We start from the raw sequence: 13,082 nt of genomic DNA, 5'->3' as shown, positions 1-13,082 counted from the left end.
ATGGACAATATTAAGATTGCGGTAATAGGACTAGGATATGTAGGACTACCCTTGGCTAGGCTTTTTGCCACCAAATATCCTGTAATTGGCTTTGACATTAACCAAAATAGAATAAGTGAATTGCAGCAAGGAAAGGACACCACCTTAGAGGTTGAAGACAGTGTCCTTCAAAGTGTGCTTACAAGTGAGCCAGAAATGGAGGCGACAGGATTGTACTGTACCAATGAATTGGGACATATTTCCGATTGTAATTATTATGTGGTGACCGTTCCAACACCTGTGGATAGGACTAATCGACCTATCCTGACCCCGCTTTATAAGGCTAGTGAAACAGTTGGCAAAGTTTTGAAAAAAGGAGATACTGTGATATATGAATCAACGGTATACCCAGGCGTAACTGAAGACGAGTGCGTTCCTGTCCTGGAAAGGGTCAGTGGTATGGTTTTCAACAAAGACTTTTTTGTGGGTTACTCCCCTGAACGAATAAATCCTGGTGATAAAGAGCATACAGTAGAAAAAATTCTAAAGGTAACATCAGGTTCAACTCCCGAGATTGGCAAAAAGGTAGACAATCTATACGCTTCCGTCATTACAGCAGGTACACATCTGGCACCTTCGATAAAAGTTGCAGAAGCTGCAAAGGTAATCGAGAATTCCCAAAGAGATATCAATATCGCCTTTGTGAACGAATTGGCAAAGATTTTCAATTTAATGGATATTGATACACACGATGTCCTTGCCGCAGCAGGCACCAAATGGAACTTTTTGCCCTTTAAGCCCGGATTGGTAGGCGGGCACTGTATTGGAGTAGACCCCTATTATTTGGCTCAAAAAGCACAAGAATATGGCTACCATCCCGAAATTATTTTGGCCGGTCGAAGAATGAACGATGGCATGGGTAAATATGTCGCCTCTGAAGTGGTGAAACTTATGGTGCAGAATGATATTAAGGTGAAGGGCTCAAACATATTGGTTTTAGGGATTACATTTAAGGAGAATTGTCCCGATGTTAGAAATACCAAAGCTGTTGACGTTATAACGAACCTCGGCAGCTATGGTGCTTCGGTTACAGTATATGATCCGTGGGCATCAATAACAGAGGTGGAACACGAATATGGCTTGTCGATCATCAATGATTTTCCAAACCAAAAATTTGATGCCGTTGTTCTCACTGTTGCGCACAAAGAATTCATGAACACAAATTTTGATCAAGTATTGACCGATGATGGAATTCTTTATGATGTCAAAGGAGTCCTAAGCCAAACTACAGTGAACAAAAGACTTTAACCTAAATACTATTCTGTTATTGAACTTCCATATGTATTATGACAACATGTTGGGTATTTAATAATCGTTCCATAACATTTTATATATAAAATCAATAAAAGCTGAATTTAGGTTTCAGTACATTTTATAAGTCCAAACTAGTTGTTGACCATGAATCAGTTTAACTAAAACTATAGCCATGTAGTCCTTCTATGGACATTAACCAATCGTGTAGTGAGTAGGATAAAGAAAAGCTTGAAAAATGCACAAGTAAGTGTCCTTTATTATTCTTTGACAATAATATTGGGGTTTTATTCCAGAAAAGTTTTTTTAGACTTTCTCGGTGATGATTTCATAGGACTTACCACCCTGTTCACCAAGGTTTTATCAATTCTAAACATTGCCGAGTTAGGGATTGGGACGGCTGTTAGTTATGCCCTATACAAACCTTTATTGCACTCGGAACGCAAAACAATAAAGGACCTTGTTGTTTATCTTGCACATTTTTACAAGAAAATAGGTACTATAATTCTTTGCCTGGGAATTGGTATAAGTCTCTTTTTCCCTTTTTTCTTCAAAGATTTACCGTTCTCCTTTATACTAATTTATTACGCATATCTCTCCACCCTTTTTGCAGCCGTTTCCAATTATTTTTTCAATTACCATACGATTTTGTTTCAGGCAGACCAAAGGGATTACGTAATTACCAGATTCTTTCAGGGTGTTGGACTGATTAAAACAATAGTTCAGATAGTATTGCTTTACATTTTTCAAAATTATTATGTTTGGGTAACAATCGAGGTGGTTTTTACGATTACATTGATAATAGGTTTGAGAAGTCAAGCCAAGAAGACTTATGACTGGCTTTTTACCGATTCAATGCTTAAACTAAAGCCTAAAAAGTTTCCGGACGTTCTTGGCAAGATTAAACAAATTGTAATTCACAGATTGGCTTGGTTTATTCTTATTGGAACGGATCAAATATTGATTTACTCAATTATAAATCTAAAAAGTGTAGCATACTATGGAAATTATATGTTGATCTTTAACTATACATCTACTTTTTCCAACAAATTGTTGGACGGTATGCAGGCTAGTATTGGAAACTTATTGGCAGAAAACAACAAGCAGAATATAAACTCGGTCTTCTGGGAAATTATGTCTTTACGACATTTCATTGGAGGCTTCCTGTTCATTGCTCTATATTTCCTCACTAATGACTTTGTAACTCTTTGGATCGGAGAAAAATATCTTTTTGAGCAAAGTATATTGTTTTTTCTTATCCTAAACATATACATTGGCCAAGTAAAAAAGCCTGTTGACCAGTTTGTTATTGGATACGGTGCTTATAATGATACGTGGGCATCAATTACTCAAGCTGTTCTTAATTTGGGCATTTCTATTTGGTTGGGTCTAAAGTGGGGTATTCTTGGTATAGTGCTTGGCTATACAATAAGTTTAACACTAATTTCCTTAGTTTGGAAACCTTTCTTTCTTTTTAAATACCACTTAAAATTCAGCTTGTTAAAATACTGGGTTGAATTCTTCAAATTATCAGCATCAATTCCAATATCTTACCTTGTAATCAACAAAATAATGCATAAGATTAATTTTATGCATGTAGGCTCATATCAAGAATGGTTTTTGAAATCGTTCATTATTACAGCCATAGCCATATTAACCATGAGCGCCATCATGTATCCCTTGAGCAAAGGTTTCCGTAGTTTATTAGATCGTTTGTTCAATCTAATAAAAAGAAAGTTTTTATGAAAAGTCCTTGGCATTATGCCCATCGCATTTAATACATAGAAATAATAGTATGGAAGCAAAAAAAGTTAGCGTAATAATTCCCGTGTACAATGCGGAAAAATATATTGAAGACTGTTTGTCCAGCGTTCTTGGCCAAACCTATTCAAACATAGAGATACTATTGATCAATGACGGGTCCATTGATAAAAGTCTCGAGATTTGCCACGAGGTTGGTGCCAAACATGATAATATCCTAGTAATCAATCAACCTAATGGTGGCGCTGGTAGTGCCAGAAATGCAGGTTTGGAGAAATGCTCCGGTGATTACGTTTGTTTTGTTGACAGTGATGATTACATTCACCCATCAATGTTGGAAATCATGATAAGTTATCTTGATTCTGACTCAATAGACATTGTAGAATGTGAAACAATTGAAGTTGATGACTATGTATATGAATCTCCCCTAGATAAATCTTTCGTCAAGAGAGAACAAATAACGGTTGAAACAAAAAAACAATACTTAAAAAGAATTGTACTGTATGGCCAAACTGCTGTGTGGAGACGTATTTACAAAAAAGAACTTGTTCAAAATATAAGGTTCAGATCCAACATAATTGCAGAAGACGTTTATTTTACAGTAGATGTGTCCAAAAATATCAAGAACAAGATTGTACATGTTTCATTTCCTTTTTACAAATACCTCAGAAATTACGGAAGTGTCACAAAATCAAAGTATTCAGAAAAACATTTACAATCCATTGACGCCAGTTTGTATTTACAACAGGAATTGATCGGTTTGGGGTTAGACAGGGTAGTTAGAATCCATATGCTAAAAAAGTTAATACTACATTATAAGAAACTGTTCCATAATCATGAGGTTGACACTAGCTTTGATAAAAGAAGATGGATAAAACAAAAAATAAAAGAAAATTTTGTTTTTGATATTAGATTGCACATTCATATATGGCTCAGTAGATTCCTTTCGGTACATGGTTTTGGAAAAGTCCTTGAATATAACCAGCGTATTAAAAATTAGGCTTAAATGGTGGTTCACTCTAATTCTAATATGAAAAAAATTGGTTTTGTAATCGGCTCAATGTCCCATGGGGGAGCAGAAAGGGTTATTTCAATATTATCCAACCTGCTGTCCCAAAAGTATTGCATTACCATTATAACTTTTAAGGAGTCCCCCTCGTTTTATCCTTTAAACAAAAGTGTTCTGCTAAAATCTTGCAAGATCAAGGATATGGATCGGCTTAAAGGTCCAATAGGCTCAATACGATTAAATTATAAAATCGCTAGAAATATTACATCCATAGTAAAAGAGGAAAAAATTGATTTACTGATCGGGTTCATTACCAGTTCCAATGTGATGTCGATAATAGCAGCTCGACTCAATAGAATACCCTGTATTATTTGTGAACGAAATAATCCAAAGAAAGAATATTTATCCTTTTTTTGGCGTATGTCAAGAATGTTATTTTATCCATTAGCCAATGTGTTGACCGTTCAAACCGTTGCCGTAAAGGAGTATTATTTGGCAAAAAAGTTAAACTCCAATATTCTTGTATTAAAAAATCCTATTTCACCAGAACTCTCTCAATTGGTTGACCATACCCCAAATAGAAAAAATATAATACTTAGCGTTGGCAGATTGGATACAAACAAAAATCAGAAAAGTATCATTGAAGCATTTTCCAACTTGAAAGATCCTAGCTGGTCCTTGTTGCTTATTGGTGATGGCGGAATGAAAAAAGAACTGGAGGCCATGATCTCAAGGATGGGGCAAACAGAGAGAATACAAATCATTTCAGGAGTCAAAGACATTCATAATTATTACAATAAAGCCAAGATTTTTGTTTTTGCTTCCAATTCAGAAGGTTTTCCAAATGCACTGCTTGAAGCAATGCACTTTGGGTTGGCATGCATATCAACAGATTGTGATTATGGACCAAGAGAGCTTATTGAAAATATGCGCAATGGAATTTTGATTTCCACCAATGAACTGGATGAGTTGACAAAAAGTACCATTGAACTTTCAGGGAATCAGCAATTAATAGCTTCCTTGGGCAACAATGCCCAAAGGGAATCAGAAAAATATAAAGCAGAAAATGTAATTTCAGAATGGGAAAAGACCATAAATAAATTATTGAACTGAACAATGAAATAATTTAAACAAATAACAGCTTATCATAATCAAATCTATAACCGAAAATAGTACCGAATATCGCCTAAATCTTTTGGGCCAAATTGCCATTGTGTTTGTTATTTTAAACATTCCTTCAGCCGTGGCACGGTACATTGGATTTGGCCTCAGTGGTGTATTAAACTATTTAATGCTTTTACTGCTTGCAGTTTATTATGTTGTTTCTGATAAGTCTAAACCAACTTTCCCACTCTTAATAACTGGTTTTAGTTATTATTTCATTTCCAGTTTCAATTATATAGAAGAGCCTAATGATATTATTCAGGAATTTTTAAAATTCGTTGTTGTTGTGTTATCAGGAACGGAAATAATGAAAAGAACGAACAACAAACAGCTATTCTACCTATATCTAATTGGAGCATTTAGCATTTTAATCCACGCGATGTTTGGTGTGAGCCCAAATGGAAGATTCTCCGGATTATATCTAAACCCAAATGAAGCAGGATTTGTATGCATATCTGGGTATGCTTTATGTTATAGTCTGAAAAATAGATTAACGGGACTCTTAGGACAATTTTGTTTTACATTTTTAGGACTACTTACCTTTTCACGGACATTTATTGTTATTTGGATAATTGTCAACATCCTAGCTATTTATGTGAACATTAAAAACATAAGAATGTTCGCTTTTGGTTTTTTAACTCTTTTGGCACTTTTCTTCTTTGAATCCGAACTAGGTCTAAACAATGTAAGATTACAGCAACTTAAATCACTTGTCCATACTGAAAATGGCTCCATGGACCAAATAGATAAACAATCAAGGACCGAGACTTGGGCGGCATTCTACGAGCCTATTATGAACAAACCTATTTTGGGGAATGGCTATGGTACTTTTCAAGGTGTTCTGGACCGAAATGAACTCGGGCTTAACTATGGGGCTCATAATACCTACTTGCTACTTGCAGGAGAGGCAGGTTTTTTGCCATTCCTTTTATTTATAGCTTTCATTGGGTTCTTGATGACAAGGAGTATATTTTTCCTGAAACAACATCCTCATCTTTTTCTCCAAAGCTTTGCTTTGGCCTTTTGGTGTCTTGCCAGTCATAATTTTTTCAACTTTTATTACGTTATCTTCTCCTCACTGTGGATCTATTACCAAATTAAATCTGTCATAGATGAACAATAAATCAAAAGAAGACTACAAACAGGCTATTTTAATGGATTCCGTTGCTCTTGGAATGACTAACCCAAGCCTCAAGAGCAAGATAAAAAACTTGCTAAGCCCTTATTACATTTATAATTTTCAAATGTTAATGAGGAAGGTTGAATATTACAGTACTAAAACCTCTGTCCTTTCAAAACTATATTGTTATTATCTAAAATTCAGATATAAAAAATTATCACTCAAACTTGGATTTTCCATTCCACCCCATGTATTTGGACCTGGGTTGTCCATAGTACATTACGGTACAATCGTTATAAATCAAAAAGCACAGGTCGGAAAAAATTGCAGGATTCATGCTTGTGTCAATATAGGTGCTTCAGGAGGGGATAGCAATGCTCCCAAAATAGGGGACAATGTTTATATAGCCCCAGGAGCAAAAATTTATGGAAACATTACAATAGCCAATAATATTGCTATTGGAGCAAACGCTGTCGTTAACAGATCTTTTGAAGAGGAAGGCATTTTAATAGCGGGAAACCCTGCCAAAAAAATAAAGGAAATAGATATCAGCCGGATTATCAAACATATAAAAGCCTGATTTGAAGGATAAAACAAAAATAATTTTTATACTTCCCTCCTTAACTGCGGGTGGAGCTGAAAGGATACTTTCCTTTGTGGCCGCCAATGTGGACAAAAAAAGGTTTCACAGCACCTTGGTGGTCATTGGGAGTCCCCATGAAACCAAATTAAATGTAGATGGGGTGGATATCATCTATTTTGAAAAGCCCAGAGTTCTTTATGCCATACCCAAGTTAATACATTTTCTCAGGAATGAGCGACCAGAAATAGTGGTCAGCAGCATCTTCCATCTAAACCTTATTATGGCATTTATTTCTTTTTTGTTTCCGAAAATGAAATTTGTAGCAAGGGAAGCCACAGTATTAAGCAAAAGAAAAAGTAGCCCCCTATTAAAAGTTATGGTTCGCTTTTTATATACAAAATTTGATGCTATAATCTGCCAATCCAATGATATGGCATCAGACCTAAGTTTAAATTACCATATTCCCCGAAACAAGCTTGAGGTAATCAACAACCCAATAACCTATATTCCAAAAATCAAAAAAAAACCCTCCAATGGGGAAATCATAAAATATATTACCGTAGGAAGGCTTGAAGAGGTTAAGGGGCATTCTAGGATTTTAAGGATACTATCGGCCTTGGACAACCCTTTTCTTTATACCATAATAGGTCAAGGCACCCTTAAGGATGTTCTTTGGGGCTTAGCCAAACAGCTGAACATTGACAAAAAAATTGTTTTTGTACCCCATACCAATAACGTCCATGAGTATTTAGCTTCCCATGACCTTTTTCTTCAAGGTTCTTATGTAGAAGGGTTTCCCAACGCTTTGCTTGAAAGCTGTACGGTTGGCACTCCTTGTATTGCATTTGATGTGCCCGGGGGAACCAAGGAAATTATTGAAAACGGGGTCAATGGGTTTTTGGTGAACGATGAAAACGAGTTCCTGAATAAGTTAATGGTCTTTGATTCAATGAATCCAATAACAGTAAGTAATTCGGTTTTGGAAAAATTCCATCCATCAAAGATTCTTCTCCAATATGAAAGGCTTCTTATGAAAATCAAAAATATATATTAAACCAAGTAGATGGAAAGTTGTGCAGATAAGCCAAAGCTAAGTATTCTAAACCTGGGATTAGGTCCTGCTGGGGCGGAGAAAGTTATAAGTTTACTATTAAAAAAACTTGTGGATGATTACAGTGTGACCCTTTTTCTAATTTTTAAAGAAAGACATTATAATATTCCAGAAGAGGTGGAAGTTATAGGTTTTACCAATAGACCCTCGACTAGCCCTATGATAATTAAAATAATATGTGCCGTTGCAATATTATTTAAATACAATTGGCTCCTAAGAAAGCGTAAAATCCGTTATGCCATCTCCTTTTTGCCCTTTCCCAATTTTTTAAATGGTATAAGTTCTATGCTCCATCCTTCCATTAAATTTCTAATCAGCGAGCGTGGTTTTCCTTCTAACAATACCTCCAAAAAGGTGTCTCATTACATTTCAAAACTTTTCTATCCCGTATTCTACAATAGATGCGATAAACTATTTTCCAATTCCGTATACATCAATCAAGACCTGAAAGATAACTTTGGAATAAAAATTCCAATGGAAGTCATATATAACCCCATTGAAATTCCAAAAAACGTAATTGAAAGTTCCAAATTTGCTCAAAAAACTGGTCCAATAAATGTGATTACCGTAGGGTCTTTGATACCTCGAAAGAACCAGATTTCCATTGTTAAAGCAATTAAATGTTCAAAAAACCAACATAATTTAAGTATAATTGGTCAAGGAAACTTGAAGAATGACCTTATTTCAAGTATTGCAGATATGGGGCTGGAGAAACAGGTAAAGCTCTTAGGGGGAGGATACAAAAATGTTAACGAATTTCTTATTACCTACGATTGTTTCGTGCTTTCCTCCAATACCGAGGGATTCCCCAATGCATTGCTAGAGGCCATGGCTGCAGGATTGCCATGTATATCGACCAATTGCTTTTCTGGTCCAAAAGAACTGCTCAATGAAAATGAGGACTTTACAGTTCTTAAAGGCGATTTCTTTGTTGGGAAATATGGTATTCTTGTGAATGTAAATGACCCAGAGGGTCTTGCAATGGCTTTGGATTATCTTTATGAAAATCCAAAAGAACTGGAACGCTTGAGCTTGCAAAGTTTAAAACGGTCAAAAGATTACCAATTAGATAACATCTATAAGCTCTTCAACCAATTTATTATAAACTAATCAATAATCAATGTGTGGTATTAACGGTTTTGTGGAACGCTCCAACGGTAACCTCTCCCAAGCTAAGGAGAAGATAAATGCCATGAACAACCTCATCTTGCATAGAGGGCCAGATGAGGAAGGAACCTTTGTGGAGCAACTAGAATCAGATATTATTATTTCCCTGGGAATGCAGAGACTGTCAATCATTGATCTTAACAATGGTTCGCAACCCATTTATGGTAAAAATGGTAAGCTTGTTATCGTGTTCAATGGTGAAATCTATAATTATCGTGTCCTTAAGAATGCTTTGGTTGCTAGAGGGGTTCATTTTGAAACTAACAGTGATACGGAGGTCATCCTAAAACTATATGAGACAGAAGGTGAAAGTTCTTTTGCCAAGTTAGATGGCATGTATGCTTTTAGCATCTTCGACAAAGAAAAAGGAAAGGTATTCATTGCACGTGACTTCTTTGGGGAAAAACCACTTTACTATTATAAAAACAACCATCAATTTGTATGGGCCTCAGAATTGAAGTCACTGTTACCACAGGTCTCTAAACCCGAAATTTCAAAAAAAGGGCTCAATCTATATTTAAGATTAGGGTACATTCCTGCCCCACATACCATTTATGGGAATATAAACAAGTTAGAGGCCAATCACTTCATTCAGTACAATTTGGAAGACAACTGTATGGAGATTAAAAAAATACAGTCGGATGAGATTAAGGAAAGTCGATCAATTTCGTTTTCCCAGGCCAAAAAAGAAGTTAAGGAACTTGTGGAGCAAAGTGTTGAAAGTAGGTCCATTTCCGATGTCCCTTTAGGTACCTTTCTCTCTGGAGGGGTTGACTCTTCCATTGTTTCGCTTTGTTTGTCCAGAACACAAAGTGAGAAAATAAACACTTTTTCAATTGGCTTCAAAAAATCTTCCTTTGATGAGTCGGACAAATCCAGATTGGTTGCCAAAATGATAAATAGCAACCATAACGAGTTCATAATAGACGAGGAGGACCTGGAAAATGATATCCACCAAATACTTGACAATTTTGATGAACCATTTTCAGACGCGGCTGCACTTCCCACCTACCTAGTATCAAAAAAAACAAGGGAACATGTTAAAGTAGCACTTACTGGCGATGGAGGTGATGAGGTTTTTGGAGGGTATAACAAATACTATGTGGGTAAACTCAATCAGAGATATACCAATATCGTCCCCAAAGGATTACATACATTTTTGAATAAAATCTCTGCTCCCTTGCTGCGTACTCCAGATGATAAAAAAGGTCGGCGGTACAAAGCCAAAAGGATGATGCAAACGATTGATTACAATGGCGAATACTATTGGGACATCATTTCGCTGGGCAATACCCAAAAAAAGCTCCAAGGTCTTTTACTTGAAAAAAATTATATTCCCGATTTATTTTTGGAGTACAAGCAGAAAACGGGAATTGATAAACCTGTATCCCTAACGCATTATAGGGAAATTGATAGGGTTCTTTCCCTTGAAGGAGGTATGCTGCCAAAAGTAGACCGGACAAGCATGCTGGCATCCCTAGAATGCAGAGCCCCTTTTTTGAACAAGGCCTTATGGAATTACACCAATAGCCTGCCTGAGGATTTTCTACTGAAGGGATGGAGTAAAAAACACATTCTTAAGGAAGCTTTTAAAGAAGATTTTCCTGGTGGATTCTTGGAAAAAAGTAAACGAGGTTTCAACACCCCAGTCGGTGACTGGCTTAGATCTGGGCTTTGTAAGGAATTGGAATCTTACATAGATTCAAAGTTTTTGGAAAATCAACAAATATTTAATGTCAAAACGGCACAAAAGCTTGTTGGTGACCATATTACCGGTAAGGAAGATAATTCAGATGCAGTATGGACCTTTTACTGTTTTCAAAAATGGTATTACAATCACTACTTAAAATCGTGAAAATATGGATGTCTTGATATTGACCAGTAACTTAAGAAACAGTGCTTCTCTCCATTTGGAGACATTGCTGACTTCAGACAAACTAAATGTGAAAATGGTTATTTATAACCAAGGGAAGGTAATGAACAAACGGAAGTACTATAGGCGTCGCGTAAGAAAAATTTTCAAGATCGGTCCTCTGGGGGCACTTAATGGTGTACGAATGCGCAAATGGTATAGCACAGACATAATTAATCATTTAAACATTGCTCCCATAGATGAAATTTGCAGACAAAACAACATTCCTTTTAAAACCACTCCTAACATAAACCACCCGGATACAATTTTATTCATGAAAAATTCAGGGGCCGAACTGGGTATTAGTATTGGAAACAGCTACATTGGAGAAAGGGTTTTTAAAACCCCAAGGTATGGTATGATCAATATCCACTATGAAGAATTGCCACTTTACCAAAATGCGAATGCCGTAATTTGGCAAATATACAACGCATCCGACCACAGTGGTTATACCATACATGAAATTGACAAACACATCGATACGGGTAATATTTTGCTAAAGGAACTTGTACCGATTACCTTTCACAATAAATTGGGTGATACCGTTACACATACACTTGCCAATATAATCCAGAAATCCACTGGAGGCATGGTAAAGGTTTTGGAAAATTTTGAACACTTTCATCTAGCCCGTACGTCCCAAAAAAATGGTGTAAAATATACCACACCTTCAATCTCCCAGTTTCTCAGAATGCTCAGGACTCATAAAGCAATGAAAGTAAAAAGTCTTATTGGAAGTTTCTATTTTGAAGTTGTAAGTGTTTCATTCGAACTTGAAACTTCTTTGGGTTTTCCAACTTTTTGACTTAACACCATAAAAGGTTTTTCCACCAATATAAAATAAAGACTGATCATTACTATTGAAAGAGGGACAAAGATAATCCCTTGGAACAAGTAGTTCATTTCAAAGGTCTCAAAAAACGTGAGTTTATTGGTGAATATTTTCATCATCAAATGGTATAAGGGATAATGAAGTAAATATAGGGAATAACACATCCCCCCTATTATGGTCACCAACCTATTCGATAACAACTTTCTTAAATAGACAGCATTTAATGAAGAGGTCACAATACCAAAAAGGCAGAAGAATCTTAGCCAGTTGTTATCATAAACAAAAAATAGAGGTAATGAAATAACGAAGACTATATCCCAAAACACTTTCCTTTTGAAAGCCTTGTTAACGTATAAATCCGCAGAAATTATTCCAGCCAAAAAGAACCTCATATACTGGTTTAGGTCAACAAATGGAAAAATATCAGTGTACATTGAACAAAGCAGTAGACAAGCATATATAAAGTAACGCCAGTATGCCGTGTCAAACATTTTCATGATGAACAACAACAATGGCATCAAAACATAAAATTGCACCTCAATTTCCAAACTCCAAGCCACAGGTAAAATGTATGAGCTATCTAGAAAGGCAATGTTATGAACATAAAAAAAGGATGCTAAATATCTCTCCAATAAAAAAGTAATACTCTGCTCTCCCAAAAAAATATGTACCACTAAAAAAATGGTTATGGCTATGATGTAAGGAGGCTCTATACGGACCAACCTGCGGATAAAGTATTTTTTGAACCTTAACTCACTTCTTTGTTTCTTTATAAAAGGAAGCGTCAAAATGAAACCACTTATGGCAAAGAACAGGTGTACACCGTAATTACCGTGCAAAAGAAGATGTCTGGCAGCGTTACCCTCATCGATCAAAGCCCGATCAAAGCTCACATTATGACTCAACAGGGCACCACTAAAATGTACAAGCATTACAGGAATAATCGCAAAAAACCTTAGCGCATCAATTTCAGGGATATAACGCTGGGATGATTTCCTTTCAAACCAATCCCACCCGAATGACCTTAATTTTTTTATCATATGCTAAAAATCATTTTCATCACATTGGAAACAAACCTACCATTTTCATTCAATAAACATTTAATTACACGATAAAACCGTAACATTTTCGTT

Annotated in this window: 11 protein-coding genes; 10 read left to right on the top strand and 1 reads right to left on the bottom strand. The window is 35.9% G+C overall.

From position 1 onward, the window contains the following. The 10 genes from F8C76_RS03030 to F8C76_RS02985 all read left to right on the top strand — a co-directional run bounded on the left by F8C76_RS03030 (position 1) and on the right by F8C76_RS02985 (position 11,922). Positions 1-1,287 (top strand): nucleotide sugar dehydrogenase, encoded by a 1,287-nt coding sequence (locus F8C76_RS03030; protein WP_152130414.1) that lies wholly within the window; start codon positions 1-3, stop codon positions 1,285-1,287. Between the two features lie 213 nt (positions 1,288-1,500). Beyond that, on the top strand, positions 1,501-3,036 hold the full coding sequence (locus tag F8C76_RS03025; RefSeq protein ID WP_152130413.1) for a lipopolysaccharide biosynthesis protein: 1,536 nt from the start codon (positions 1,501-1,503) through the stop codon (positions 3,034-3,036). A 49-nt stretch (positions 3,037-3,085) separates the two neighbouring features. Next, positions 3,086-4,051 carry a glycosyltransferase family 2 protein gene (locus F8C76_RS03020; RefSeq protein WP_152130412.1) on the top strand — a complete coding sequence of 322 codons (966 nt, stop codon included), beginning with the start codon at positions 3,086-3,088 and terminating at the stop codon, positions 4,049-4,051. A gap of 30 nt (positions 4,052-4,081) precedes the next feature. Continuing rightward, complete coding sequence (locus F8C76_RS03015; RefSeq protein ID WP_170283966.1) at positions 4,082-5,173, top strand: glycosyltransferase; 1,092 nt, start codon at positions 4,082-4,084, stop codon at positions 5,171-5,173. Between the two features lie 82 nt (positions 5,174-5,255). Then, the gene (locus tag F8C76_RS03010; protein WP_170283965.1) at positions 5,256-6,347 is read left to right on the top strand and encodes an O-antigen ligase family protein; all 1,092 of its coding nucleotides are present in this window, start codon (positions 5,256-5,258) and stop codon (positions 6,345-6,347) included. Continuing rightward, positions 6,337-6,924 carry a serine O-acetyltransferase gene (locus F8C76_RS03005; RefSeq protein ID WP_152130409.1) on the top strand — a complete coding sequence of 196 codons (588 nt, stop codon included), beginning with the start codon at positions 6,337-6,339 and terminating at the stop codon, positions 6,922-6,924. Before F8C76_RS03010 ends, F8C76_RS03005 begins: the two co-directional genes overlap by 11 nt. Before the next feature lies 1 nt (position 6,925). Next, positions 6,926-7,981: a glycosyltransferase gene (locus F8C76_RS03000; RefSeq protein ID WP_152130408.1), complete on the top strand. Its 1,056-nt coding sequence runs from the start codon at positions 6,926-6,928 to the stop codon at positions 7,979-7,981. A gap of 9 nt (positions 7,982-7,990) precedes the next feature. Then, positions 7,991-9,148, top strand: a complete 1,158-nt coding sequence (locus F8C76_RS02995; RefSeq protein WP_152130407.1) for a glycosyltransferase — start codon at positions 7,991-7,993, stop codon at positions 9,146-9,148. Between the two features lie 10 nt (positions 9,149-9,158). Then, the gene (asnB, locus tag F8C76_RS02990) at positions 9,159-11,060 is read left to right on the top strand and encodes an asparagine synthase (glutamine-hydrolyzing) (protein WP_152130406.1); all 1,902 of its coding nucleotides are present in this window, start codon (positions 9,159-9,161) and stop codon (positions 11,058-11,060) included. Positions 11,061-11,064: 4 nt separating this feature from the next. Further along, positions 11,065-11,922, top strand: a complete 858-nt coding sequence (locus F8C76_RS02985; protein WP_152130405.1) for a formyltransferase family protein — start codon at positions 11,065-11,067, stop codon at positions 11,920-11,922. Here the strand turns inward: F8C76_RS02985 and F8C76_RS02980 are convergent. Next, positions 11,859-12,989: an acyltransferase family protein gene (locus tag F8C76_RS02980; RefSeq protein ID WP_152130404.1), complete on the bottom strand. Its 1,131-nt coding sequence runs from the start codon at positions 12,987-12,989 to the stop codon at positions 11,859-11,861. The genes F8C76_RS02985 and F8C76_RS02980 overlap by 64 nt on opposite strands. Positions 12,990-13,082 lie beyond the last annotated feature (93 nt).

The organism is Flagellimonas olearia (genome assembly GCF_009184425.1).
Classification (GTDB): domain Bacteria; phylum Bacteroidota; class Bacteroidia; order Flavobacteriales; family Flavobacteriaceae; genus Flagellimonas; species Flagellimonas olearia.
The sequence above is the reverse complement of the archived record's forward strand: the minus strand, read 5'-3'. Positions and strand labels throughout refer to the sequence as shown.

Coding starts and splice junctions, on each gene's coding strand:
- F8C76_RS03005 (WP_152130409.1), top strand. CDS start 6,337: ATGAACAATAAATCAAAAGAAGACTACAAACAGGCTATTTTAATGGAT.
- F8C76_RS03030 (WP_152130414.1), top strand. CDS start 1: ATGGACAATATTAAGATTGCGGTAATAGGACTAGGATATGTAGGACTA.
- asnB (WP_152130406.1), top strand. CDS start 9,159: ATGTGTGGTATTAACGGTTTTGTGGAACGCTCCAACGGTAACCTCTCC.
- F8C76_RS03020 (WP_152130412.1), top strand. CDS start 3,086: ATGGAAGCAAAAAAAGTTAGCGTAATAATTCCCGTGTACAATGCGGAA.
- F8C76_RS02995 (WP_152130407.1), top strand. CDS start 7,991: ATGGAAAGTTGTGCAGATAAGCCAAAGCTAAGTATTCTAAACCTGGGA.
- F8C76_RS02985 (WP_152130405.1), top strand. CDS start 11,065: ATGGATGTCTTGATATTGACCAGTAACTTAAGAAACAGTGCTTCTCTC.
- F8C76_RS03015 (WP_170283966.1), top strand. CDS start 4,082: ATGAAAAAAATTGGTTTTGTAATCGGCTCAATGTCCCATGGGGGAGCA.
- F8C76_RS02980 (WP_152130404.1), bottom strand. CDS start 12,989: ATGATAAAAAAATTAAGGTCATTCGGGTGGGATTGGTTTGAAAGGAAA.